The organism is Brevundimonas sp. (assembly GCF_019636155.1).
Taxonomy (GTDB): Bacteria; Pseudomonadota; Alphaproteobacteria; order Caulobacterales; family Caulobacteraceae; genus Brevundimonas.
In genome coordinates, this window is record NZ_JAHBYB010000006.1 from 122,141 (window position 1) to 147,917 (window position 25,777).

Annotated in this window: 21 protein-coding genes; 11 read left to right on the plus strand and 10 right to left on the minus strand. The window is 67.9% G+C overall.

Features of this window, described 5'->3' with window-relative positions:
• Positions 1-4: 4 nt before the first annotated feature.
• The 6 genes from KF910_RS08715 to KF910_RS08740 all read right to left on the minus strand — a co-directional run bounded on the left by KF910_RS08715 (position 5) and on the right by KF910_RS08740 (position 7,945).
• Positions 5-2,599 carry a DUF4118 domain-containing protein gene (locus KF910_RS08715; protein ID WP_416354692.1) on the minus strand — a complete coding sequence of 865 codons (2,595 nt, stop codon included), beginning with the start codon at positions 2,597-2,599 and terminating at the stop codon, positions 5-7.
• Positions 2,600-2,684: 85 nt separating this feature from the next.
• Entirely contained in the window at positions 2,685-3,263 is a 579-nt protein-coding gene (kdpC, locus tag KF910_RS08720; protein ID WP_292260685.1) for a potassium-transporting ATPase subunit KdpC, read from the minus strand.
• Between the two features lie 12 nt (positions 3,264-3,275).
• A complete protein-coding gene (locus tag KF910_RS08725) occupies positions 3,276-4,025 on the minus strand; it encodes a TorF family putative porin (protein ID WP_292260687.1) in 750 nt (249 codons plus the stop codon).
• A 26-nt stretch (positions 4,026-4,051) separates the two neighbouring features.
• Positions 4,052-6,121 (minus strand): potassium-transporting ATPase subunit KdpB, encoded by a 2,070-nt coding sequence (gene kdpB / locus KF910_RS08730; RefSeq protein ID WP_292260690.1) that lies wholly within the window; start codon positions 6,119-6,121, stop codon positions 4,052-4,054.
• Between the two features lie 14 nt (positions 6,122-6,135).
• Positions 6,136-7,845 (minus strand): potassium-transporting ATPase subunit KdpA, encoded by a 1,710-nt coding sequence (kdpA, locus tag KF910_RS08735; RefSeq protein ID WP_292260693.1) that lies wholly within the window; start codon positions 7,843-7,845, stop codon positions 6,136-6,138.
• A gap of 13 nt (positions 7,846-7,858) precedes the next feature.
• Positions 7,859-7,945 (minus strand): potassium-transporting ATPase subunit F, encoded by an 87-nt coding sequence (locus KF910_RS08740; RefSeq protein WP_332640023.1) that lies wholly within the window; start codon positions 7,943-7,945, stop codon positions 7,859-7,861.
• A gap of 1,365 nt (positions 7,946-9,310) precedes the next feature.
• Between KF910_RS08740 and KF910_RS08745 the strand changes: the two genes are divergently transcribed.
• The 5 genes from KF910_RS08745 (at position 9,311) to KF910_RS08765 (ending at position 13,005) form a co-directional block, all read left to right on the plus strand.
• On the plus strand, positions 9,311-9,922 hold the full coding sequence (locus tag KF910_RS08745) for a TIGR02466 family protein (RefSeq protein WP_292260700.1): 612 nt from the start codon (positions 9,311-9,313) through the stop codon (positions 9,920-9,922).
• A gap of 115 nt (positions 9,923-10,037) precedes the next feature.
• On the plus strand, positions 10,038-11,705 hold the full coding sequence (gene ettA, locus KF910_RS08750) for an energy-dependent translational throttle protein EttA (protein ID WP_292260702.1): 1,668 nt from the start codon (positions 10,038-10,040) through the stop codon (positions 11,703-11,705).
• Between the two features lie 15 nt (positions 11,706-11,720).
• Positions 11,721-11,954, plus strand: coding sequence for a DUF433 domain-containing protein (locus tag KF910_RS08755; protein WP_292260705.1), 234 nt, complete (start codon positions 11,721-11,723; stop codon positions 11,952-11,954).
• Positions 11,951-12,082: a hypothetical protein gene (locus KF910_RS08760; RefSeq protein ID WP_292260708.1), complete on the plus strand. Its 132-nt coding sequence runs from the start codon at positions 11,951-11,953 to the stop codon at positions 12,080-12,082. Before KF910_RS08755 ends, KF910_RS08760 begins: the two co-directional genes overlap by 4 nt.
• Positions 12,079-13,005: a 2-hydroxyacid dehydrogenase gene (locus KF910_RS08765; protein ID WP_292260710.1), complete on the plus strand. Its 927-nt coding sequence runs from the start codon at positions 12,079-12,081 to the stop codon at positions 13,003-13,005. The genes KF910_RS08760 and KF910_RS08765 overlap by 4 nt, the downstream gene beginning before the upstream one ends.
• 6 nt (positions 13,006-13,011) lie before the next feature.
• Here KF910_RS08765 and KF910_RS08770 read toward each other — a convergent pair whose 3' ends face one another.
• On the minus strand, positions 13,012-13,446 hold the full coding sequence (locus KF910_RS08770) for an EF-hand domain-containing protein (RefSeq protein ID WP_292260712.1): 435 nt from the start codon (positions 13,444-13,446) through the stop codon (positions 13,012-13,014).
• Between the two features lie 121 nt (positions 13,447-13,567).
• Here KF910_RS08770 and KF910_RS08775 point away from each other — a divergent pair, with 121 nt between their 5' ends.
• Genes KF910_RS08775 through metH form a run of 5 tightly spaced genes read left to right on the plus strand, consistent with a single transcriptional unit; the run spans position 13,568 to position 19,871 of the window.
• Positions 13,568-14,530, plus strand: a complete 963-nt coding sequence (locus KF910_RS08775) for an ArsR/SmtB family transcription factor (RefSeq protein WP_292260715.1) — start codon at positions 13,568-13,570, stop codon at positions 14,528-14,530.
• On the plus strand, positions 14,530-15,471 hold the full coding sequence (gene metF, locus KF910_RS08780) for a methylenetetrahydrofolate reductase [NAD(P)H] (protein WP_292260718.1): 942 nt from the start codon (positions 14,530-14,532) through the stop codon (positions 15,469-15,471). The genes KF910_RS08775 and metF overlap by 1 nt, the downstream gene beginning before the upstream one ends.
• A gap of 4 nt (positions 15,472-15,475) precedes the next feature.
• The gene (locus KF910_RS08785) at positions 15,476-16,540 is read left to right on the plus strand and encodes a homocysteine S-methyltransferase family protein (RefSeq protein WP_292260721.1); all 1,065 of its coding nucleotides are present in this window, start codon (positions 15,476-15,478) and stop codon (positions 16,538-16,540) included.
• Positions 16,537-17,229, plus strand: coding sequence for a class I SAM-dependent methyltransferase (locus KF910_RS08790; protein ID WP_292260724.1), 693 nt, complete (start codon positions 16,537-16,539; stop codon positions 17,227-17,229). Before KF910_RS08785 ends, KF910_RS08790 begins: the two co-directional genes overlap by 4 nt.
• Entirely contained in the window at positions 17,229-19,871 is a 2,643-nt protein-coding gene (gene metH, locus KF910_RS08795; protein ID WP_292260727.1) for a methionine synthase, read from the plus strand. The genes KF910_RS08790 and metH overlap by 1 nt, the downstream gene beginning before the upstream one ends.
• A 47-nt stretch (positions 19,872-19,918) precedes the next feature.
• Here the strand turns inward: metH and KF910_RS08800 are convergent, their stop codons facing one another.
• Positions 19,919-20,485, minus strand: coding sequence for a hypothetical protein (locus tag KF910_RS08800; RefSeq protein ID WP_292260731.1), 567 nt, complete (start codon positions 20,483-20,485; stop codon positions 19,919-19,921).
• 249 nt (positions 20,486-20,734) lie between these two features.
• Entirely contained in the window at positions 20,735-23,758 is a 3,024-nt protein-coding gene (locus tag KF910_RS08805; protein ID WP_292260733.1) for a TonB-dependent receptor, read from the minus strand.
• Between the two features lie 418 nt (positions 23,759-24,176).
• Here KF910_RS08805 and KF910_RS08815 point away from each other — a divergent pair, with 418 nt between their 5' ends.
• Positions 24,177-25,073, plus strand: coding sequence for an MBL fold metallo-hydrolase (locus KF910_RS08815; RefSeq protein WP_292260738.1), 897 nt, complete (start codon positions 24,177-24,179; stop codon positions 25,071-25,073).
• Here KF910_RS08815 and KF910_RS08820 read toward each other — a convergent pair.
• Positions 25,058-25,768, minus strand: coding sequence for a DUF1499 domain-containing protein (locus KF910_RS08820; protein WP_292260741.1), 711 nt, complete (start codon positions 25,766-25,768; stop codon positions 25,058-25,060). The two genes, KF910_RS08815 and KF910_RS08820, sit on opposite strands and share 16 nt — an antisense overlap.
• Between the last annotated feature and the right edge of the window lie 9 nt (positions 25,769-25,777).

Genomic DNA, 25,777 nt, shown 5'->3' on the forward strand with positions numbered 1-25,777 from the left:
GGCTCTATAGCAGGTCCGGATGGGTGCCGATGGACTTGGGCAGGCTGACGAGGACGCGGGTGCCGTGGTCATCCAGAATGGGGCTGGCGGCGGCGATCCGCCCGTTCATGGCCTCGACGAACCCCTTGGCGATGGCGAGGCCCAGACCGGCTCCTTTGGACCGGTCGGGTTGCTCCTCCATGCGGCGGAACTTATCGAACACCCGTTCCAACTCGGCTGTCGGTATGCCCTTGCCTTCGTCCTCAATGCTGATGACCACCGAGCCCCGGTCCTCATAGGCGGCCAGTTCGATGGTGGAGCCGTCGGGGCTGTAGGCGATCGCGTTCTCCAGGATGTTGACCAGCGCCTGCTCCAGCAGGCCCTGGTCCACACTGACCATACTGAGCCGGGCCGGAAAGTCGCGCGTGAGACGCCGGGTGCCAAGCCGGCGCGATACGCGCGCGGCGGCCGCGTTCAGGACGTCGCGGACGTCGGTCCAGTCGGCCTTGATGTTGAGCGCCCCGCCTTCCAGCCGGGTCATGTCCAGCAGGTCGCCGACGTAGCGGCTGAGGCGCTCGGCCTCCTCGCGGATGCTGAGCAGCAGGTCCTTGCGCACCCCTGGCTTCAGGGTTGAGCCGTAGTCGATCAGGGTGGTGGCGGCCCCGAGCACGGTTGAGAGCGGCGTGCGCAGATCGTGGCTGACCGAGTTCATCAGGGCGCTACGGAAGCGATCGGTGCGGCGCAGGGTCTCGGACTCGACGGCGTCGCCGGCCAGTTGCGCTCGTTCCAGGGCCACGGCGCCTTGGTCAAGAAGAGCCAGCGCCAGCCGCTCCTCGTCCGATCCAGGCGCAAGGGCTTGGGCTTCAATGCCTGCAACGCCGGCGCGTGAGCGCACGCCTTGCAGAGGACGAAACGTCCAGCCGGTCTGCGGCAAGGTTCCCGTGCCGAAACCCGCCGGTTCGCCGCGCTCCCATGCCCAGCGCGCGGCGGCCAGAGTTGCGGCGTCGAGGGGTTCGAGGACAGGCGCGCCCGCCACGGGCGTCAGCTCGTCATCGACGGGCAGGAGAACGATCGCCTTGGCACCGGCTGCGGCGGCGGTCTGTTCGGCGAGCACTTGGGCGGTCTCCAAGCGATCCTCGGCATCAGCCAAGGCTTGGCTCGCCGCGAGCAGGGCGGAGACGGCGGAGGCGCGCCGTTGAGCCCGTCGGGCCTGGTCCCGGACCCGGCCCGCCAACCCGCCGGTGACCGAAGCCACCGCCCAGAATACGATCAGGGTCAGGATGTCCGTTGGGGACCCGATCAAGAAGGTGTAGCGCGGCTCCAGGAACAGGAAGTTGTAGGTCAGGAAGGCGACCGTCGCTGCCGCAAGCGCAGGTCTCAGGCCGTAAAGGACACCGGCGGCCAGAACGGCGGACAGGTATACCACCCCGAGATCGACCCGCTCGAACACCTGGTCGAGCCCATAGGCGAGGGCCGTAGCGGCGCCGATGAAGGCCGCGCCGACCGCATAGCCTCGCCATTGCCCGGGCTGCTGGGTGACAGCGTTCCGGACCGAGCGGTCCCTAGGAAGGTTGCCTGGTTCGGTGACGATATGCAGGGCGACGCCTTTGGCCGAGCGCAGCAGTTCGGCCGCCAGCGATCGCCCCAGAACCTCGCTGATGCGACTGTCACGGCCCTTGGCGATCACGATCTGGGTGACGTTGTTGCGATCGGCGTAGTCCATAACCGTGCCGACGACATCGTCACCGGTCAGGACGACCGTGCGCCCACCCAGCTGCTCGGCCAGTGCGAAGGCCTCGCTGACCTTGCCGCGGCCTTCGGGCTTCGACACCGGCTGATTGGGACGCTCGACATGGGCGACGGTCCAGGGCGCGTCCATGGTCATGTCGGAAAGCCGTCGGCCGGCGCGAACCAGAGACAAAGCGATCGGATCGCCCCCGACCAGCACGAGAATGCGCTCGCCCGCCGCCCACGGTCCTTCGACGCCCCGCTCGCGCAGGGTCGCCACAAGTTGATCGTCAATGGTCTGGGCCGCACGCCGCAACGCCATCTCGCGCAAGGCCGTCAGGTTCTCGACCTTGAAGAAGTTTTCCGAGGCCAGCCGCGCGGTCTCCGGCACATAGACCTTGCCCTCGGCCAGCCGCTTGCGCAGTTCATCGGGCGTGATGTCCACGACCTCGATGTCGTCGGCGCCGCTCAGGGCGCTGTCGGGCACGGCCTCGCGCTGGCGCACGCCGGTGATGCGCAACACCACGTCGGACAGACTTTCCAGGTGCTGCACGTTGAGCGTGGTCCAGACGTCGATGCCGGCGGACAGGATCTCCTCGACGTCCTGCCAGCGTTTGGGGTGGCGCGAGCCGGGGACGTTGGAATGGGCGTATTCATCGACCAGCAACAGGGCGGGCTTGCGCGCCAGCGCCGCGTCGATGTCGAACTCCATCAGGGCGCGGCCCTTGTAGTCGATAGGCCGGCGCGGCATCACCTCCATCCCGCGCAGCAGGCTCTCGGTCTCGCGCCGACCGTGGGTCTCGACCACTCCGACAACGACGTCGCCGCCCTCGGCCTTTCGGCGTCGGGCGGCGCGCAGCATTTCGTAGGTCTTGCCGACCCCCGGCGACATGCCGAGGATCACCTTCAGCCGACCTCGCTTCGGTCGCGTCAGGGCGACCGGCGAGGGTTCGGGATCGGGCGGCGCGGCGGGCAAGTCAGGTCGCGGCGGGGAAGCGGGCGTCGAGTGCCCGGTTGGTCAGCAGCACGTTGACGCGCGGCTGGCCAATGAAGCCGAGCAGGGCGCCCTCGGTGTTCGCGTCGATCACCTCCTGCACCACGCCCACATCCACACCTCTCGCCTGCGCCACGCGCGCCGCCTGGAGGCGAGCGTAGGCCGGCGAGATGTGGGGGTCGAGGCCCGAAGCCGAGGTGGTCACGGCGTCGGCCGGGATGACCGTCGCGCCGGTGTCGGCCCGGATAGCGTCGGCGTCGGTTTTGATGCGCTCGGCCAAGTCGGCGTTGAGCGGGCCCAGGTTCGAGCCCGACGAGGCCGAGGCGTCATACCCGTCGCCGGCGGCCGAGGGCCGGGGGTGCAGATAGCGCGCCTCGGCGAACGGCTGGCCGATCAGGGCCGAGCCGACGATCTGACCTTCGGCGTCGCGGATCAAGCTGCCGTCCGCCTGTGACGGGAAAGCCAGTTGAGCAATGCCCGTGATGCCAAAGGGATACGCGACGCCGAGCAAGAGGGTGAACAGCGCGACCATGACGATCGCGGGGCGGAGTTGGCTGAGCATGGGCGTCGTCCTCTAGAAGGCCGCCTTCAGCGAGGCCACGGCGCGGCTGCCGTAGATGTCGCCGAAGTCGTGCTCGTCGGTGTCGTGGTAGCGGACGTCCACGGCAAGGTTGTCGGTCAGCTGCCGGGCCACGCCCAGGTTCCAAGTCGTATAGTCGAAGTCCGACGACAGAAACTGACGTCCGACGGCACCTGAGATCGTCCATTTATCGGCCGGCGAGAAGGCGGCGTTGGCCTCGACATAGGTCGCCTCGTCCTCGGCGGCGCCGAAGAAGTCGGGCGACCAGTAAACCGCCGCGCCGATTGTGGCCGGGCCGATGGCGCGCGAGGCCGCGACCTTGGCCTCGACATAGTCATAGTCCGCGCCGTTCGGCTGGCCGGTGTAGAAATAGCCGACCGCGCCGAAGTCCCAGTTCCAGCCCGCGAACTCGGACCGGATTCCGGCATAGACATCGATCTCGGCGTTGGTATCCGGATCGCCGGGGAAGGCGACGTTGGAGGCCCAGGCGCCCGCGTGGAAGGCACCGCTGGTCAGATCGACGCCGCCCGAGATCGCGGCGTCCTCCTCGGTCTGGCTGACGCCCCGGAAGACGTAGTCAGAGCCGACGGCGACGTTCCAGGCGATCGCAGGACTGGAGGGCTCGGCGACCGTCTGGGCGTCGGCTTCGGAGGCGATGCCCCAGACGACCAGAGCGACCAGACAGGCGCCGGCGAACCAGACGTCGTTACGGCCAGAAGCCTTGAGTTGGGTTTTGCGGGTCATGGAAATCTCTCTGATGCTTGAACCGGTCACGCCAGGCCGAGGCCGGAGATGACGACGTCGATAAGTTTGATGCCGACGAACGGGGCGACGAGGCCGCCAAGGCCGTAGATCAGCAGGTTGCGGGACAGCAGCGCCCCGGCCCCAATGGCGCGGTATTTCACGCCGCGCAGAGCCAGCGGGATCAGCGCCACGATCACCAGAGCGTTGAAGATCACCGCCGACAGGATGGCGCTCTCGGGGCTGTGCAGGCCCATGACGTTGAGCGCGCCGAGCGTCGGCAGGGCGACCACGAACATCGCCGGGATAATGGCGAAATACTTGGCCACGTCGTTGGCGATCGAGAAGGTCGTCAGGGCGCCGCGCGTGATCAGCAGTTGCTTGCCGACCTCGACGATCTCGATGACCTTGGTCGGGTCGCTGTCGAGGTCGACCATATTGCCGGCCTCGCGCGCGGCCTGGGCCCCAGTCTGCATGGCCACGCCGACGTCGGCCTGGGCCAGCGCCGGCGCGTCGTTGGCGCCGTCGCCGCACATGGCGACCAGCCGCCCCTTGGCCTGCTCGGCCTTGATGAGGCGCATCTTGTCCTCAGGCGTGGCCTCGGCGAGGTAGTCGTCGACTCCCGCCTCCGAGGCAATGGCGGCGGCGGTGACCGGGTTGTCGCCGGTGATCATGACCGTGCGAAGGCCCATGCGGCGGAGGTCGGCGAACCGTTCCTTCATGCCGGGTTTGATCACGTCCTTCAGGTGGATGATCCCGACGATGGCGCCATTCTCGACCACTGCCAGGGGCGTGCCCCCCGAGCGGGCGATGCGGTCCACCGCCTGACGAAACTCTGTCGGGGCCTGCGCTTCGGCCAAGTCCAGCGACTTGAGCACGGCATCAACCGCGCCTTTCCGCCACGACTTGCCTTCCGCGTCCACGCCCGACTGGCGGGTCGTCGCCGAGAAGGCGATGGCCCTGGCCCCCGCCGGTAGGTCGACAGACAGTCCGGCGTTGCGGCCAAGTTCAATGATCGAGCGGCCCTCGGGCGTCTCATCGGCCAAGGACGCCATGACGGCGGCGCGCATAGCCGCCTCGGGCCGGACGCCGGGGACATGGATCACCTCCACAGCCATGCGGTTGCCGAAGGTGATGGTGCCGGTCTTGTCGAGCAGCAGGGTGTCGACGTCGCCAGCGGCCTCGACCGCCCGACCCGAGGTGGCGAGAACGTTGACCTTCAGCAGCCGGTCCATGCCGGCGATGCCGACGGCCGAAAGGAGCCCGCCAATGGTCGTCGGGATCAGGGTGATGAACAGCGCCCCCAGCACAAGGGGATCGAGGTCGACGCCGGAATAGGCGCCCAGCCCCACCAGCGTCACGACCGCGATCAGAAACACGAGGGTCAGGCCCGCCAGCAGCACGGACAGGGCCAGTTCGTTCGGCGTCTTGCGGCGGTTGGCGCCCTCGACCATGGCGATCATGCGGTCGAGGAACGTCGAGCCCGGGGCCGAGGTGATGCGCACCTTGATCCAGTCGGACACCACGGTGGTGCCGCCAGTCACGGCCGAACGGTCGCCGCCGCTTTCGCGGATCACGGGCGCGCTTTCGCCGGTGATGGCGGCTTCGTTAACCGAGGCGATGCCCTCGACGATCTCGCCGTCCGAAGGGATCACGTCGCCCGCCTCGACCAGCACGATCGAACCGATCTCCAGGTCGTGCGCGGGCGTCGGCACGGTCAGGCCGGTTTTCGGATCGACGATCAGCTTGGCCTTGGTGGTGACGCGTGTCGCCCGCAGGGAGTCCGCCGCCGCCTTGCCGCGACCTTCGGCGACGCTCTCGGCGACGTTGGCGAACAGGACGGTGGCCCACAGCCAGACCGCTAGCTGGATGGCGAAACCGGCGGCCTGGCCGGCGACGACGGCGGCGATGGCCGACGCCGTGGCCAGCAGCGCCACGATCCAGGTGGTGAATATCACCGGGTTCCGCAGCAGCTTGCGAGGGTCCAGTTTGACGAAGGCGTCGCCGACCGCCCGGCCCAGCAGGGGGCCAGACAGGCCGCCGGCCAGGGGAGCGGCCCGGCGGGCTTCGCCCAGGTGCTCGGGGTTTGCGAAGGTCATGTCAGGGGTCCGGATCAAAGCCCGGCCACCACGCCCAGCACCTGGAAGTGCTCGACGAGGGGGCCAAGGGCGAGGGCGGGGAAGAACTGCAACCCGCCGAGGATGAGGATGACGCCTATCACCAGGCCGATGAACAGCGGCCCGTGGGTCGGCAGGGTGCCGGTGCTCGGCGCCAGCTTGGGCTTGACGACCAGGCTGCCCGCGATGGCGAGCACCACGACGGCGGGAACGAAACGGCCCATCAGCATGGCGATGCCCAGGGTCGTGTTCCACCACGGTGCGTTGGCGGTCAGGCCGGCGAAGGCCGAGCCGTTATTCCCGGCCGCTGAGGTGTAGGCGTAGAGCATCTCGGACAGACCGTGCGGACCATCGTTCAGCAGCCCGGCCAAGGCCGTCGGCAGGACCGCGGCGATGGCGGTGAAGCCGAGCACCGCGAGCGGCAGCACCAGCACCGCGATCATGGCGAACTGGATTTCCCGCGCCTCGATCTTCTTGCCCAAATACTCCGGGGTCCGCCCGACCATCAGGCCGGCGACGAACACCGACAGCACAGCCATGACGACCATGATGGCGATGCCCGAGCCGATGCCGCCGGGCAGGATTTCGCCCAGCTGCATCAGAAACATCTGCACCGCGCCGCCCAGCGGCATGTAGCTGGCGTGCATGGAGTTGACCGAGCCGTTGGAGGCGCCAGTGGTTTGCACCGCCCAGGCGACCGAGGCCGGGACCCCGAAGCGGACCTCCTTGCCTTCCATGTTGGCCGAGGCATCGACCCCGGCCGCGACTAGCGCCGGCGCCGGCTGGGACTCGATGGCATACATGGCCGCGCCTGAAAGGCTGAGCAGGACGAGGGCCGCGACGGCGAGCGCCCGCACGTCCTTCCTCGCAAGAACGCTTCGGCCGAAGGCGAAGAAGGCCGCCCAGCCGAGCACGTTGATCGAGATGGCGGTGATCAAATTGGTCAGCGGCGTGGGGTTCTCGAACGGGTGCGCCGAGTTGACGTTGAAGACGCCGCCGCCGTTGATGCCCAGTTGCTTGATGGCCAGCTGGCTGGCGGTCGGGAACAGGGACAGGGTCTGGGACCCGCCTTCGAGCCCCGTGGCAGTGGCCGAGGCCGCCAGGGTCTGGGTTACGCCCAGGCCTACCAAGGTAAGGGCCACAACGATGGACAGAGGCAGCAGCACCCACAGGGTGGTGCGGGTCATGTCGGCCCAGAAATTGCCGACGCCCTCGCCGCGACTGGCGACGAACGCCCGCGCCAAGGCGGCGGCAAGGGTCGCGCCGGTCGCGGCCGAAAGGAAGTTCTGGACCGTCAGGCCGGTCATCTGGGTCAGCGTCGACATCGTCGTTTCGCCGCCATACGACTGCCAATTGGTGTTGGTGACGAAGCTGACGGCGGTGTTGAAGGCCAGATGCGGCGACAGGCCCTCGAACCCCTGCGGGTTCATCGGCAAGCCGCCCTGCATCCGGAGGATAGCGTAGAGGAACAGGAAGCCTGCCGCGTTAAACGCCAGCAAGGCCCCGGCATAGCCGAGCCAGCCCTGGCTATGCGCTGGGTTCACCCCGGCGGCGCGGTAGAACAGGCCTTCGACCGGCTTCATCACCGGATCGAGCCAGGTGCGCTCGCCGTTCCAGACGCGCGACATGTAGAGGCCAATGGGCCAGCCGATCAGGGCGGCCAGTCCGATCGTCAGGGCGATCTCCGCCCATCCTTGAATGTTCATGACAGCGGCTCCTTCAGAACCGCTCGGGGCGCAGCAGCGCCGCGACCATGTAGACGGCGACGACGACCGCGCCGACGCCCCAGAGTATGGCGACCAGCATCGTCACACCCGCTTCAGGGCAGCAGCGAGAACGGCGAAGGCGACAAACGCCCCGCCGCCCAACGCCAGAAAGATCAGATCGGCCATGCCGACACCTCCAGCCTTAGTTCAAGGCTGGGTTTGATCATCGAGCCGCGTTAGCGCGCGATACGGATCGTCGCCGCTGGCATAAGGAAATCGTAATGACGCCTCCAGGCCAGCGGATCGACCGCGACCCGTTGGACGCAGCGCAGAAATTTGCTACGTTTTCGGGGCTCACACCACTCCGGTGCGAGCAGTCTCACGGAGGTGGTTTGAGCGGTGGTTTGACGTGCTCTGACATTTTCTGGGCGGGAATGGCTCAATGGTCTGGGCCATTGATTCGTAAAAAGAATTGATCTCTTTTTCCTTGCTGAGTCCTTCTCCCACAAGGGGAGAAGGCTTGTTGGTTGCCCTATGCTCGCGACGCGGTCGCTCGCGGCTTGAGGGCAATGGCCTGCCCTATGCTCGCCGCGCGGCGGCTCGCGGCTTGAGGGCGGAATTGGCGGCGTCTTCGCCAGCGGATGCTTGCGAAGTTCGGGAAGGCGGCGGAGCGTCGGGCCTTCGCCCGGCTGGGATGTATGAGTGCCGTGTTCGGCGAGAGGTCTGACGCTCCGCACGGAGGGTTTCCACGAGCTCGGGGCGGGCGCCGATCTTTTCGGCTACTCCCGGTGGCCCGCGGCGGGCGGGGAGGTCCAACGAACCCCTCCCGGAACGGCCAGAGTAACCCCCTCGGCCCTCCCTCGGTCGCCGGACCCGTCGCCAATGACTGTCCGATCCGACGACCGCAGGCCCGTGTGTGTGAGTGACACGCACAGCCCCGCTTCCTCCGCTCCCGCCGCCGCGAAGTCGCTGGCCTCGCGGCCTCCCCATGCGACGGGACCGGGGGAGTATAGGGCCGGGGCGAACCAAGGCGTGCGGGATGGGGCTAGCGATGGGGATTTGTGAGCGGGGTCAGGGGGCTAGGTTCCTTGGCGCGCGCAGTTGGCGGTCCTGACCCCTCTCCCGTTGGGAGAGGGCTTGAGGCTCGCAGAGCGTAGCGATGCGCATAGCCGAAAGGGTGAGGGGTTACGGCGCCCGCCCGGTGAGAGCGAAACCCCTCACCCTTTCACGCAAGTCCAATCGCCCTGACGGGCTCTTGGGCGTTCAAGCCCTCTCCCCATGGGAGAGGGAGGAGTGTGTGAGGTCGAAGGTCGGAATGTGGGGTGGCTCCCTCCCTCCTGAGGGGTGAGGATTTTGGGACGGCTCTTCCGGGCGAGGTCGGATGAAGAGGTCGAGCCGGCCCTGTCCGTGCGATCCCTCATCCGTCAGCCTTCTCCCGCAAGGGGAGAAGGGCTATCTCGATTCAATGTCCCTGCGCCCCCTCTTCGTCACCCAGGTCTATGAGGCCAGCCTCGCCGATGCGCCCGGCTTCGGCGACTTCAACGCCGGCATGGCCGAGGCCTGCCGCATGCTGGCGGTCGAGGATGGGGCCGGGCGCGCCTGGTGCCGGGCGCACGGCTATCGCGGCTACACCTCCTATGGCTCCCTGACCGACCTGCCCCAGCGCCTGCCCGAGTTCGCCGAGTTGAAACGGCATCTGGACCGGCACGCCCTGGCCTATGCCCGCGCCCTGAATTTCGACCTGGCGCGCAAGCCGCGGCTGGACAATCTGTGGGTCAACATCCTCAAGCCCGGCGGCGGCCACACCGGCCACATCCACCCCCACGCCTTCCTGTCTGGCACCGTCTATGTCGAGGTTCCCGACGGCGCCTCGGCCCTGAAACTGGAAGACCCGCGCCTGGCCATGATGATGGCCCGCCCGGGCGTCCACGCCGACGCGCCCGAGGCCGAGCAGCCCTTTGTCTATCTGGCGCCCCGCGCCGGGACGGTGCTGATGTGGGAAAGCTGGCTGCGGCACGAGGTGCCGGTGAATGGGGCGAAGTCAGAGCGGATCTCGATCAGCTTCAACTACGCCTGACGCGCCATCAAACCGCCCTGCCCTGCGGCTAGTCATTTGCCCTGACGCGGCGCGGCGGCTACATCCCGCGCCACACTCCCCCACGTTCGGACAGAGACAGGGCGCACCGCACCCCATGGCGCAGCAATATATTTTCCAGATGCAGGGCCTGACCAAGGCCTATCCCGGTGGCAAGAAGGTCTTCGAGAACATCTGGCTCAGCTTCTACAACGACGCCAAGATCGGCGTCGTGGGCGTCAACGGCTCGGGCAAGTCGACCCTGCTGAAGATCATGGCCGGGCTGGACACCGAGTTCAGCGGTGAGGCCCGCGCCGCCGACGGCGTCAAGCGCGGCTATCTGGAGCAGGAGCCGCAACTGGATCCCGCCCTGAACGTGCGCGAGAACGTCGAGGCCTGGTGCGAGGAGAAGCAGTGGGTCAACCGCTTCAACGCCGTGGCCGCCGAACTGGGCGAGAACTACACCGACGAGCTGATGGAGGAGATGACCGCCCTCCAGGAGAAGATCGACGCTGGCGACGTCTGGGACATCGACAGCCGCATCGAAATGGCCATGGACGCCCTGCGCTGTCCGCCGGACGACTGGTCGGTCGAGAACCTGTCGGGCGGTGAGAAACGCCGCGTGGCCCTGGCCCGCCTGCTGCTGTCCAAGCCCGACATGCTGCTGATGGACGAACCGACCAACCACCTGGACGCCGAGTCGGTGGCCTGGCTGCAGCACCACCTGGAGGCCTTCCCCGGCTGCGTCATCCTGGTAACCCACGATCGCTATTTCCTGGACCAGGTGACCAAGTGGACGCTGGAGCTGGACCGCGGCAAGGGCCACCCGCACGAGGGCAACTATTCCAGCTGGCTGGAAGCCAAGCAGAAGCGCGTGGTTCAGGAGCAGTCCGAGTCCGAGGCTCGCCAGCGCGCCCTGACCCGCGAACTGGAATGGGTCCGTTCGGGCGCCAAGGCCCGCCAGGCCAAGTCCAAGGCGCGTCTGGCCGCCTATGAGAAGATGGTGACGGAGCAGGAGAACGCCCGCGGCGCCCAGACCCAGGCCCACATCCAGATCCCGCCCGGCCCGCGCCTGGGCAATGTGGTGCTGGAGGTCGAGGGGCTGGAGAAGTCCTATGGCGACAAGCTCTTGTTCAAGGACCTGTCGTTCAAGCTGCCGCCCAACGGCATCGTCGGCGTCATCGGCCCCAACGGCGCCGGCAAGTCGACCCTGTTCCGCATGATCACCGGCCAGGAAACGCCCGACGCGGGAACCATCAAGGTCGGCGAGACGGTCAAGCTGGCCTATGTCGACCAGTCGCGCGACGACCTGGAGGCCGACAAGACCATCTGGCAGGTCATCTCGGGCGGCACCGACGTGATGATGGTCGGCAAGCGCGAGATCAACACCCGCGCCTATGTCGGCAGCTTCAACTTCAAGGGCGTGGACCAGCAGAAGAAGGTCGGCCTGCTGTCGGGGGGCGAGCGCAACCGCGTCCACCTGGCCAAGACCCTGGCCACCGGCGGCAATCTGATCCTGCTGGACGAACCGACCAACGACCTGGACATCGAGACCCTGCAGAACCTGGAAGAGGCGCTGGAGGAATTCGCCGGTTGCGCCGTGGTCATCAGCCACGACCGCTGGTTCCTGGACCGTCTGGCCACCCACATCCTGGCCTTCGAGGGCGACAGCCACGTCGAATGGTTCGAAGGAAACTTCGAGGCCTATGAGGAAGACAAGAAGCGCCGCCTTGGCACGGACGCCCTGATCCCGCACCGGATCAAGTTCCAGAAGTTCGGGCGATGATGTAGGATGCGGGGCATGAACGATCTTCTGTCCCGCATCACCCTCGAAGACGGCAAGCGCAGCGGACGGCCCTGTATCCGGGGGTTGCGCATCGCCGTTCACGACATCCTCGGCTGGCTGGCCGCCGGAATGACCGAAGCGGAAATCCTGGCGGACTATGACGAGTTGGAGCGCGACGACCTGAGGGCCGCCCTGGCCTATGCCGCCCAGGCGCTGGACCATTCGATCATTACGGTCGCGGCGGCTTGAAATTCCTGCTGGATGAGCACCTGTCCATCGGGCTCGTCGCCGTCATCGTCGGCCTTGGACATGAGGCATGGCCAAGGCTGATCGCGTCCCTGACCGCCGGCGACACCATTGTGGAAGTCCGCCCATGACCGACCGCCCCGCGATCCTGATCATGCAGCGGCACCTGGCGCCGCTGACGGCCTTTCTGGAGAGCCAGTATGTCGTCTATCGCTTCTGGGAAGGGCCGCCGGTCGAGGCCCAGGACGATATCCGCGCCCTGGTGGTGGCGGGCGAGTTCCCGCTGGACAAGGCGCTGATCGAACGGCTGCCGAACCTGGTGCATATCGCCTGTTTCACCGCGGGCTATGAGCAGATCGACGTCGACTGGTGCCGCGCGCGGGGGCTGGTCGTCAGCCATGCGCCGGGAGTCAATCATGAGGACGTGGCCGATCACGCCCTGGCCCTGATCCTGGCCGCGCGGCGGCAGATCACAGCCGGCGACCGGCAGGTGCGGGCCGGCGGCTGGACCAGCGAGTCCAAGACCATAACCCCCAGCCTGAAGGACCAGCGCGTCGGCGTCGTCGGCCTGGGGGCCATCGGCGAGGCGGTGGCGCGGCGGTGCGAGGCCCTGCGGATGCGGGCGGCCTGGTGGGGGCCGCGCGCCAAGGACGCCGCCTGGCCCATGGCCGCCTCCCTGCTGGACCTGGCGCGGGACAGCGACATCCTGGTGGTGGCCTGTCGGGCCGACGACGACAATCGGGGCCTGATCTCGCGCGAGGTGATCGACGCCCTGGGGCCGGACGGCCTGCTGGTCAATGTCGCGCGCGGGCAGCTGGTGAACGAGGAGGCCCTGGTCGAGGCCCTGGCCGCCGGCCGCCTGGGCGGGGCGGCCCTGGACGTATTCGAGCCGGAACCGACCGATCCTGCCCGCTGGGCGGACCTGCCGAACGTGGTGCTGACGCCGCACACGGCCGGGGCCACGACCCAGGCGGTTCAGGCCATGCTGATGCTGCTGCTGCAGAACCTGGACGCCGGGCTGAACGGGCGCCCGCTGGCGACGCCCGTCCCCTGAAGGCCCTCAGCCGCCCATGGGCGGGCGCTGGGGCATTTCGTCCCGGGTGATGACGCCGTCATGGTTGGCGTCCATCCGGTCGAATCGGGCGCGGACGGCCGCCTCGACCTCGGCGCGGGTGACCTGGCCGTCGCCGTCCGCGTCGGCGCCCTGAAGCATGCGACCGCCCGGACCGCCGCGCGGACCGCGGTCGCCCGACCCGGCCTGAATCTCGGCCTGGGTCAGCACGCCGTCATGATTGGCGTCTAGCCGGTCGAACTGCTCCAGACTGCGCTCCAGCATGCGATCCACGGTCATGGGCGCGGGCGGCGCCATCATCGAGCCGTCGGCGTTGGGCCGCATGCGCGGCGGCCGATCCTGGACCGCGGCGAAGGCCGGCGCCGCACAGGCGATCAGGGCGATCGCCGAGGTCGCGGCGCGCAGGGAAATGGACAGGCGCATGGGAAGTCTCCTTTGAAGCCCCAAGGCGTTCAACGGCCCATCGGCCCCGATCCTTCGCGGATGCGTCCCCACAAGCGAATTCTCCTTGCATAATCATATAAGGATATCTTTATATGATCCCATGTCCCTGACCGCAGACCAGACTGTCGAGGCCCTGCGCGCCGCCGGCGAACCGACCCGGCTGCGGGTGCTGTCGCTGCTGGCGGGCGAGGAGCTGTCGGTCATGGAACTGTCGCGGGTGCTGGACCAGAGCCAGCCGCGCGTGTCGCGCCATCTGAAGCTGATGAGCGACGCCGGCCTGGTGGAGCGGTTTCCCGACGGGGCGCGGGTCTTCTATCGGCTGACGTCCGACCCGGTGGCGCATCGTCTGATCGACACGGTTCTGGACCTGCTGGCGGACGGCGAGACCGACGCCGATCACCGCCGCCTGGACGATGTGCGCAAGGAGCGGGAGACCGCCGCCGCCGCCTATTTCGAACAGGTCGCGCCCCAGTGGGACCGCATCCGCAGCCTCTATGTCGCCGAGACGGCTGTGGAGGCCGCCATCGAGCGCGCGGCCGGGCCCGGTCCGTTCGAGCGGGTGGTGGACCTGGGCACCGGCTCGGGCCGGATGCTGACCCTGCTGGGCAAGAAGGCGCGGATGTCGGTGGGGCTGGATCTCAGCCACAACATGCTGAACATCGCCCGGTCCAACGTCGCCCGCGCGGGTCTGGAGCGGGTCGAACTGCGCCATGGCGACATCTTCTCGACACGCCTGCCGGCCGAAAGCGCCGATCTGGTTCTGGTGCATCAGGTGCTGCATTACCTGGCCGATCCGGCGGCGGCGGTGGGCGAGGCGGCGCGTCTGGTCATGCCGGGCGGGCGGCTGCTGATCGTCGATTTCGCCCCTCATGACATCGAGCGGCTGCGCGACGAGCACCAGCATCGCCGCCTGGGTTTCGCCGACGCCGAGATTCGCCGCTGGCTGAACGACGCCGGGCTGAAACCCAGCGCCCCCATCGCCCTGCCCCCCGACAAGGACGGCCTGACCGTCATCATCTGGACCGCCCAGCGGCCGGCCCAGGCCGTGCGGAAGTCCGCCTGATGGCCTCTTCGCTCGCCCAGGCCCGCGCCCTGTTGCTGTCGCCGCTGGGCCCCGTCGCCCGCGCGGGGTCGAACCGCGATCCCGTGAGCGTCTCGTTCGAGTTCTTTCCCCCCAAGTCGGACGAGGCCGAGGCCAATCTGTGGAAGGCGATCCGGCGGCTGGAGCCGCTGAACCCCGCCTTCGTCTCGGTCACCTATGGCGCCGGGGGGTCGACGCGCGAGCGGACCCATCGCACGGTCCAGCGGATCATTTCCGAGACCTCCCTGCGCCCCGCCGCCCACCTGACCTGCGTCGAGGCCAGCCGGGACGAGGTGGATGAGGTCATCGCCGGCTACAAGGCCATCGGCGTGGATCACATCGTGGCCCTGCGCGGCGATCCGCCGGGCGGGAACGGCATCGGCGGCGCCTACGTCCCCCGCGCCGACGGCTACGCCAACGCCACCGAACTGACCGCCGCCATCGGGCGCGTGGGCGGGTTCGAGGTCACGGTCGGCGCCTATCCCGAGGGTCATCCCGAAAGCCCGTCCATCGACCACGACATCGCCGTGCTGAAGGCCAAGGTGGACGCCGGGGCGACGCGGGCGGTCAGCCAGTTCTTCTTCGACATCGACGCCTTCCTGCGGTTCCGTGACCGGGTGCGGGCGGCGGGGGTGACCATTCCCCTGATCCCCGGCGTCATGCCGGTGTCCAACTTCAACGGGCTGAAGCGGATGTGCGGCGCCTGCGGGGCGTCCATTCCCGACTGGCTGGCGGCCCATTTCGACGGGCTGGACGACGACCCGGACACGCGGCGCCTGCTGGCCGCCTCGGTCGCGGCCGAGACCTGCGCCCGGTTGCAGGAGGAAGGGTTCAGCGACTTCCACTTCTACACCCTGAACCGCGCCGATCTGGTCTACGCCATCTGTCGGGTGCTGGGTGTGCGCGAGCAGAAGGCGGCCTGAAGCCATGACCCGCACCGAACGCATCGCGGCCCTGCACGCCGCCGCCAAAGACCGCATCCTGGTGCTGGACGGCGCCTGGGGCGTGATGATCCAGCGCCGCGAACTGTCCGAAGAGGATTTCCGCGGCGAACGCTTCGCCGACCACAGCCATCCCCAGAAGGGCAACAACGACCTGCTGATCCTGACCCGGCCCGACATCGTGGCGGAACTGCACGACACCTATTACGCCGCCGGGGCCGACATCAGCGAGACCAACACCTTCTCGGCCACCACCATCGCCCAGGCCGACTATGGGCTGGAAGGCGCGGTGGATGATCTGAACTATGAAGGCGCCCGCATCGCGCGCGAGGTCGCCGACCGCTGGACGGCCAAGGAGCCGCACAAGCCGCGCTTTGTCGCCGGCGCCATCGGCCCGACCAACCGCACCCTGTCCATCAGCCCGGACGTCAACGACCCCGGCTATCGCGCCGTCAGCTATGACGAGGTCTATGCCGCCTACAGCCAACAGGCCCGCGCTCTGCACAGGGGCGGGGTGGACCTGTTCCTGATCGAGACCGTCTTCGACACCCTGAACTGCAAGGCGGCGATCAAGGCGATCAAGGACCTGGAGGACGAGGGGTACGAGCCCCTGCCCCTGTGGATCAGCGGCACCATCACCGACCGTTCGGGCCGGACCCTGAGCGGCCAGACGGCCGAGGCCTTCTGGAACAGCGTGCGCCACGCCCGGCCGTTCGCCGTCGGCTTCAACTGCGCCCTGGGGGCCGAACTGATGCGGCCGCACGTCGCCGACCTGGCCCGCGTGGCCGATACGCTGGTCAGCGCCTATCCGAACGCCGGCCTGCCCAACGCCATGGGCCAGTATGACGAACAGCCGCACGAGACGGCGCACTTCCTGGAGGAATGGGCCAGGTCGGGCCTGGTCAACATCGTCGGCGGCTGTTGCGGCACCACGCCGGACCACATCCGCCACATCGCCGAGGAAGTCGCAGGCGTGGCCCCGCGCGTGATCCCCGAGCGCCCGCCGGCCCTGCGCCTGTCGGGCCTGGAACCGTTCGAGGCGGTGGCATGACCAAGTCGCATTTCAACTTCGACGATCCGGCCTTCGTCGCCAACTATGTGCAGAAGGGGCCGCCCGCCTTCGTGCCCGGCCATTCGGGCCTGCTGCAGCTGGCGGGGATTCTGCTGGCGGAACGGGCGCCGGCGGACAGCCATATCCTGGTCGTCGGGGCCGGGGGCGGTCTGGACACGCTGGCCTTTGCGACGGCCCAGCCGGGCTGGCGGTTCACCGGGGTCGATCCGGCGGCGAAGATGCTGGACCTGGCGCGCGTGGTTCTAGGCGACGAGGTCAATCCGCGCGTCGATCTGATCGAAGGCGGGGTCGAGGCGGCGCCGGACGGGCCGTTCGACGGCGCCACCCTGATCCTGGTGCTGGGGCTGATCCCGGACGACGGGTCCAAGCTGCAGCTGCTGAAGGACATCCGCCGGCGGCTGAAGCCCGGCGCGGCCTTCATCCTGGTGGACCGCTGTGACGACAAGGGCAGCCCCGACTTCGACCGCAACGTCGACCGCTATGTCGCCTATGCGGTGGCCAGCGGTGTCGATCCCGACACCCTGGTCAACGCCCGCGCCAGCCAGCGCGGCAGCGCCACCATGGCCACGGCCGAACGCGACGCCGCCCTGCTGGCCGAGGCCGGGTTCACGGATGTGCAGAACGTCTATCACGCCCTGAACTGGTTCGGCTGGGTCGCCTACGCCTGATGCGCCCCACCTTCATCAATGTCGGCGAGCGGACCAATGTCACCGGCTCGGCCAAATTCAGGAAGCTGATCGTCGAGGGGAACTACCCCGAGGCCCTGTCGGTCGCGCGCCAGCAGGTCGAGGCGGGGGCCCAGGTGCTGGACGTCAACATGGACGAGGGGCTGCTGGACGGCGCCCAGGCCATGACCACCTTCCTGAACCTGATCGCGGCCGAACCGGACATCGCCCGTGTGCCGGTGATGATCGACAGCTCCAAATGGGAGGTGATCGAGGCGGGTCTGAAATGCGTCCAGGGCAAGCCGATCGTCAATTCGATCAGCCTGAAGGAGGGCGAGGCCGCCTTCCGCCATCACGCCATCCAGTGCCTGCGTTATGGCGCCGCCGTGGTGGTCATGGCCTTCGACGAGGTGGGCCAGGCCGACACCAAGGCCCGCAAGATCGAGATCTGCACCCGCGCCTATCGCATCCTGGTGGACGAGGTCGGCTTTCCGCCCGAGGACATCATCTTCGATCCCAACATCTTCGCCGTGGCGACGGGGATCGAGGAACACGACAACTACGCCGTCGACTTCATCGAGGCGACGCGCGAAATCCGCCGCACCCTGCCCCACGCCCATGTGTCGGGCGGGGTGTCGAACGTGTCGTTCTCGTTCCGCGGCAACGAGCCGGTGCGCCGGGCGATCCACAGCGTCTTCCTGTACCACGCCATCGCGGCGGGCATGGACATGGGCATCGTCAATGCGGGCGATCTGCCGGTCTATGACGACATCGACCCGGTGCTGAGGGAGGCGGTCGAGGACGTCATCCTGAACCGGCCCCAGCGGACCAATGTGTCCAACACCGAGCGGCTGGTGGACATGGCGCCCGACTACAAGGGCGAAAAGGGCGCGGCCAAGGTGATCGACCTGGCCTGGCGCGACGCCCCGGTGGCCAAGCGGATCGAACACGCCCTGGTGCACGGGATCACCGACTACATCACCGCCGACACCGAAGAGGCGCGCCAGGCGTCCGAACGCCCGCTGCACGTCATCGAAGGCCCCCTGATGGACGGGATGAACGTGGTCGGCGACCTGTTCGGCTCGGGCAAGATGTTCCTGCCCCAGGTGGTCAAGTCGGCGCGGGTGATGAAACAGGCCGTGGCCTGGCTGGAGCCCTTCATGGAGGCCGAGAAGGCGGGCCAGCCGCGCCGGTCCAACGGCAAGATCCTGATGGCCACGGTCAAGGGCGACGTCCACGACATCGGCAAGAACATCGTCGGCGTCGTGCTGCAATGTAACAATTACGAGGTGGTGGACCTGGGCGTCATGGTTCCGGCCGACCGCATTCTGGACGAGGCCAAGGCGCATGATTGCGACATCATTGGACTGTCGGGCCTGATCACCCCGTCGCTTGACGAAATGGTGTTCGTGGCGCGCGAGATGGAGCGGCGCGGCTTCGACATTCCCCTGCTGATCGGCGGCGCCACGACCAGCCGCACCCATACGGCGGTCAAGATCGAGCCGGGCTACAAGTCCGGATCGACCACCTATGTCATCGACGCCAGCCGCGCGGTCGGCGTGGTCTCGGGCCTGCTGTCACCCACCGACAGGGCGAAGAACGAGGCGGCGACGCGCGAGGAATACGTCCGCATCCGCGAACAGTACTCGCGCGGCCAGGAGGTGAAGGCCCGCGCCGCGATCCAGCAGGCGCGCGACAACCGCTGGCGGCCCCCGGCGGACCAGGCGCCCGCCCCTGCCCCGTCCTTCCTGGGCGTGCGCGCCTATGACGGTTGGGATTTGCAGGACCTGGCCGACCACATCGACTGGACCCCCTTCTTCGCCAGCTGGGAGCTGATCGGCCGCTATCCCCTGATCCTGGAAGATGAAATCGTCGGCCAGGCGGCCCGCGACCTGTTCCGCGACGCCCAAGCCATGCTGACTCGGATCGTGGCCGAGAAATGGTTCACCGCGCGCGGCGTGGTCGGCTTCTGGCCCGCCAATGCGCGCGGCGACGACATCGTCGTCTGGTCCGACGAAGACCGCACGACGGAACTGGCCCGCTTCCACGGCCTGCGCCAGCAGATCGCCAAGTCGAACGGCAAGCCGAACCTGTGCCTGTCGGACTTCGTGGCCGAAGACGGGGACGACTATCTGGGCGCCTTCGCCGTCACCGCCGGCCATGGCGAACTGGAGCGGGCGGCGGCGTTCAAGGCGGCGGGCGACGACTATTCCGCCATCCTGTCCACGGCCCTGGCGGACCGCCTGGCCGAAGCCTTCGCCGAGCGGCTGCACAAGGAGGTCCGCACCCAGCTGTGGGGCTATGTCCCCGACGAGGCGACCAGCGTGCAGGACCTGATCGAAGAGAAGTATCAGGGCATCCGCCCCGCCCCCGGCTATCCGGCCCAGCCGGACCATACCGAAAAGGCCACCCTGTTCCGCCTGCTGGACGCCGGGTCAAACGCGGGCATGGTCTTGACCGACAGTTTCGCCATGACGCCCCCGGCGTCAGTCTCGGGCCTGTATTTCGGCCATCCGGGCAGCCACTATTTCGGCGTCGGCAAGATCGACCGCGATCAGGTCGCCGACTACGCCGCGCGCAAGGGCTGGGATGTCGCCACCGCCGAGCGCTGGCTGGCGCCCATCCTGAACTACGATCCGGGCTGAGCTGATCACCACCCTGTCCGCATGGACAAGGCGACGCCCGATCTCGGTCAGGACGCCGGCGGCGTCTCGCGCAGGCCAACCTCGGCCGGGGTGGCCGGCGGGGTGGTGATGTTGTCGCGGATACGGCGCGCGGCGTGTTCGCAACGGCCGGGCAGGCCGAAGAACAGGCCGAAGGCCTGGCTGCGCAGGTCCGGATCTTCCTGGGCCTGGATCGTGATCCATTGGTCGGAGGCGGCCTGGGCGGCGGCGCGGGCCGCGGCCCTGGTCGCCGCGTTCTGGCGCGGTTCGGCGACGCGCAGGGCGTCACGGAAATCCTGGGCTTCCAGCCGGCCCAGCCGAACCAGCTCCTGATCTTCCGTCGAAATGTTCACCAGGCTTTCGCCCAGCCGGACATGGCCGGAGACCAGGGCGTCGCACCAGGCCACCAGCGGATAGTCCTGGGTCGGCGCGCCACGCGGCAGGGGATTGGAATAGGCCAGGGCTTCGCGCAGGCGCACCGACTCCGTCGCCTCGCCGCGGGTGACATTGGTCTGGATCGGCCCGTCCTGCGGCGTGGCCTGACCCTGAGCGACGCCCAGGCTCAGAAGGGCGGCGGTGACGAACGAGACGATCATGGGCTCTTTCTCCTGAATCCAGCGAGGCTGTCGATGACGGATTGCGATGGCCGATTTCGGGCGCGCGCCCGTCATATCGAGCGGAGCGACCTTGCGCCCCGGGTTCCGCCGCGGACAGTCGCGGCCGCGGGCAGGCCGGACGCCGCCATCACCGCCACGGCCGAAAGAACGCAGTGTCTTGAAGGATAAAGAAAAATGCCGGCGCTTTCGCGCCGGCATTCAGTCTCAGTCCTGATTGTCGCGTCGTTCTTAGAACGAGTAGCGGACACCCAGGTAGGCGCGACGCGGCGCAACCCAGCTCGACGCTTGGCCGTAGCTGTACTGACCGGAACCGGCCAGCAGGGTCATTTCGCGCGTGGCCAGCTGCTGGTCCAGGATGTTGAACACATCCAGGAAGAACTCGGCTTCGCCAACCGGCAGCTCGTGCACATACTTCAGGCGCACGTCGAAGGTGTAGTAGGACGGGTGCACTTCCGAACCGATGTAACCCGGCAGGAAGTAGGTGTCCGTCACACCGCCGAACGAATAGGCGGGGCCCATCGGAGCGAAGTAGCGGCCGCCGACGCTTTGCGCCGGAGTATAGAGCGCGCCGCTGTTCCAGTTGAACACACCCGAGACTTCGAGGCCGAAGTCGAAGGCGTAGCCAGCGTAAGCCTTGAACTGGTGCTTGATGTTGCCCGGCTGCTCACCCCAGGTGTTCGGGGCGCGCGGGTCGAGCGCGATCCAGTCGCCCTGATAGTCGGCGTTGGAGTCGGAGTTCGAGTTCCCCTTGGCCGAGTTGTGGGTGTAGGACGCCTGACCGAACCAGTTGTCGGTGCGGTATTTGGTGACCGTCAGCTCGAAGCCGGTGTAGTCACGCTTGCCGCCCGGCAGGGTGCCGATGACATAGTTCGAGTTCGGGATGGCGCTGTAGCCGAAGTAGCTCAGCGGCAGGTAGAACAGCGAACCCGGGTAAGCGACGCCGTGAGCACCATCCGCCGCCGTGGCATTCGGGTCGGAATACAGGCCCAGGTCGAAGTCTTCCAGGATGTCCCGGGTCTTACGACGGGTCACCGAGGCCGTCACACCGATGCTGCGACCGATGGTGGTCGAATAGCCCAGCAGGAATTCGTCGGTGTAGGGCGTACGGGTCGCCGGCGAGAACAGGGCGTCCGGGGTCGTGGCGCCGCCGCGGGGACGGTACGAAACCCAGGTGCCGTAGATGTTCACTTCTTCGAAGTCTTCCGGACCCGTCAGGGCGCCGGCGAAGTCCGACATGTTGTTGCGGATCGGGTCGTAGTAGCGGCCGGCGAAGCCGAACACCTTGCTACGGCCGTCGCCGCGGATGTCATAGACGACGCTCAGACGGGGCGCGATTTCCCAGTCGAAGGTCGCGGTCTTGGAGCCGTCCGAGGCGTAGTGTTCCCACTTCTCGGCGCGCAGACCGGCGTTGACGGTCAGTTGGCCCATGGTCCAGGTGTCCTGGATATAGGCGCTCTGGCCTTCGCTCTTCACCGAATACGGGTTGTTCACCGCGCGACGGATCCGATAGACGTTGACGTTGCCGTAGGGGTTGCCGGCCGTGTTGTTGAACACGATGGCGTTCACTTCGGCGGTCGAGACGACGCCGTCGGCGTTCGTGTCGACGAGGACCTTGGTCGCCGCATATTCCGGACGATCCAGGGCGGCGATGACGCGCAGGGTGTCCTGCGAGTTCAACGCCGGACGCGAGGTCCAGCCCGACGAGGCCAGCAGGACGCTGGCGAAGGTGCCGCCGGCGCTGCCGATGGCCAGCGACGAATAGCGGGCGCCGCCCGGAACCGAGCCGTTTTCAGCGTAAACGTTCTCGCTGCTGATATAGCCGGCCTTCAGGGTGTGCGTGCCGAAGCCCGTTTCCATGAAATATTCGAGGTTCAGGCCGTATTCGTCACGGTTCCGGAAGGTCTCGATGTTCGAACCCAGGCCGCCCAGCGCACGCTGAGCCAGGGTCGAGTTGGCCGAGGTCGGATAGATCACCGTGTCGGCGACGGTCGTGTTGGCCGCGATGTTGGAGACTTCGCCTTCGTGGCGGAACCAGTAGGCGTTGAACGACAGATCGCCCCAGTTGCGCGAATACTCGACCTTCCAGTTGTCACCGCCCTGAATACGGCGATAGTCGCGGTTGTTCAGGATCGCAGCCGAGTTCTGGCCCGTGCTTTCGTACGGGTCGTTGAAGAAGCTCACCGACAGACGGTCGTCGTTGGTGATCTGCCAGGTCAGCTTGGCGAAGGTGTATTCCTGATCGATTTCCACCGAACGCAGGACGTTGCCGTTGGTGATGTCCAGGACTTCGTCTTCGCGGTTGGTCTTCTGATACGACGCGAAGATCCACAGGCGGTCACGCAGGATCGGGCCGCCCAGGGTGAAGGCGGTGTCGTAGGTCGAGAAGCCGCCCGAGGTGCTGTGCTTGTCGTTGGCGACCAGGCCGTCGTTCTGGAAGTAGTAGTTCAGCGAGCCGTGCCACTCGTTCGAGCCCGACTTGGTGATGACGCGCGAGATCAGGCCCGAGCCGCCGGCGTATTCAGCCGGAACGGCGCCCACGAGCACTTGCTGCTCCTGGATGATTTCCGAGTTGAAGTTGGCGCCGAAGGTGCCGGTCGACGGGTCGGTCACGTCGACGCCGTCCAGATAGTAGAGGTTGTCGGTCGAGGAGCCGATCGAGCCGCCGACGTCGGAGTAGTTGACGCCCGAACGCGACGACGGGTTGGAGCCCGGCTTGGTGCCCGGAACCAGCTGCAGGTAGCTCTGATAGCTACGGCCGGTCGGCAGGCTTTCCACCGTGTCCAGGGTCAGGGTGGTCGAGACGGTGGCCGAGGTGACGTCCACGGCGGCCAGCGAGGTGCCGGTCACGATGACGTCGTCCAGGCTGGCGACGCCCAGGGCGTAACCCAGCGACAGCTCGCGGCCCGAGACCACGGCCACGTTGGTGGCGGTGAAGGCGTCGTAGCCGTCAGCCGACACTTCGACGCTGTAGCGGGTCGAGGGGTCGAGGTTCACCAGACGGACGCTGCCGTCCGCGGCGGTGACGCCGGTACGCGAGACCAGGCTGTCCGGCGAGCTGACGCGCACGGTGGCGCCGGCCAGCGGCTGGCCGGTTTCACCGCTGATGGTGACGCGCAGGCTGCCGGTCTGGCTCTGGGCCAGGGCGGGCGTGGGCGCCAGGACGGCGGGAACCGCCGAAAGCGCGAGAAGCGCAGCGCTGCCGATCATCGTCGACTGCAGCAGGCGCTGGCGAATGGTTTGAGTCTTCAACATTGATCCTCCTGAGGCCGACCGGCGCCCTTGATGAGCTTCCCCGATCCAGCGGCCGATCCTTACGTGCCGATGAGACACGCATGCCGGCCAAACTAGGGCCAGGAGGCCGAGTCCGTATAGACAATTTACGCCGCTGTAATGTGTTTGCCGGCTTGTTGTCGCAAACGCGCCACACTTCGGAGGCGGCTGGCGATCAGCGGACGATGATCGTTCGGCTGGCGTAGGGCGCCGGTTCGGGCGTGCACGACGCGACGACCAGTTGCATCGCCATGAGACAGATCAGGGCCGCCGCGACGGGCTGGAGCCGATTTGATACAAAAATCGCCGCTGAACGCGCCAAGACCCACTCTCCAAAAGGGTTTACGAGGGGTTGAAGGCAAGGGTCGCGCCGTCCGCGGCCGCCAGCGCGAGGGACGGGATGATTCCTTTCGTCAGGGATTTCGAGTTCGCCTACGGCCGCGTCGACCGGGTTTCGCCGCGAATCGAGCGGGTGATCGCGCGCAATCCGGGGCCCTTCACCTTCACGGGCACCGGAACCTATATCGTCGGGCTGGAGGACGCCGCGGTCGCCGTCATGGACCCCGGCCCGGCGGATGACGCCCATCTGACGGCGCTTTTGGCGGCGATCAGCGACCGGCGGGTCGAGGCGATTCTGGTGACGCACACCCACCGCGACCACGCCCCCCTGGCGCGACCCCTGGCGCAGGCGACGGGGGCGCCGATCCTGGCCGCGCGCCCTCCACGCCTCGAATCGCGCCTGCCCGGAGGCCTGGACGAGGACGAGGACCGCGATTTCGCCCCTGATCGCATCCTGACAGATAGCGAGCGGGTGACCGGAGACGGCTGGACCTTGCGGACCCTGGCCACGCCGGGCCACGCCTCGAACCATCTGGCCTTCGTGCTGGAAGAGGAAAACGCCCTGTTCAGCGGCGACCACATCATGGGCTGGTCGACCACGGTGGTCGCGCCGCCGGACGGGGACATGACCGACTATATGGCCAGCCTGGACCGCGTCATCGCGGCGGATTTCACCACCCTGTGGCCGACGCACGGCCCGCCGGTCACCGATGTCGCGCCCTTTGTGAAGGCCTATCGGGACCACAGGCTGGAGCGGGAGAGGCAGATTCTGGCGCGGCTGGCGGCCGGCGACCGGACGATCAGCCAGATGATTCCCGGCCTCTATGCGGCCGTCGATTCCCGGCTATGGCCGGCGGCGTCCCTGTCGGTCCTGGCCCATCTGATCAAGCTGGTGCGCGAGGGTCGGGTCGCGGCCCAGCCGGGCCCGACGCTGGACGCGACCTACCGCCTGGCCTGAATCTCGGCCAGGATCGCCTGGGCCAGGCGACAGGCCTCGCCGCCGTCGGGCCTGTCCTGACGCGCCGAGACCCGGACGTCGGTCCGGCCTGGGCGAATGCGCACCACGGCGTCATAGGAAAACCCGAACCAGAAGCCGGTGCGGGTGCCGTCCGCCCGGCCGACGCCGGACCCCAGAACCTCGAACCCGGCCTGATCCAGGGCCCAGGCGGCGACCTCGGGCGCGGCCTGGGACGGGACGAAGGCCAGGTCGCAACCGGAAACATCGAACGACGCCGTCAGGGCCGGCGCGCCCGCCGCCGCGCGCCTCTGGCTGAGAACCCCGCCATAGGCGGGCGGATCGGCCGGATCGCTGGTCACGTCCGCCGGGCCGGCCTGAAGATGGTAGGGGGTCTGCCCGCCGACCCAGGCCCACAGATAGAGGCCCGCCGTCAGGCCGGCCGCCACGACCGCGATCCCGGCGGCGAGCGCCCGGCCGCGACCACCGCCCAGGGCGCCGACGACACAGGCCGCGGCGGCGATCACACCCGCCAGGGCCAGGCCCAGGCCGACCTTCCAGGTCAGCAGGCTCCAGCCGATGCGCCAGTCCCACAGGCCCAGATGCGTGCCCATGGCCGCGACCATGACCACCAGCGGCGCCACCAGGGCCAGGGCCGCCAGCCGCCAGGCCGTCCGGTTCGATCCGCCGCGCGCCATGGCCGCCTC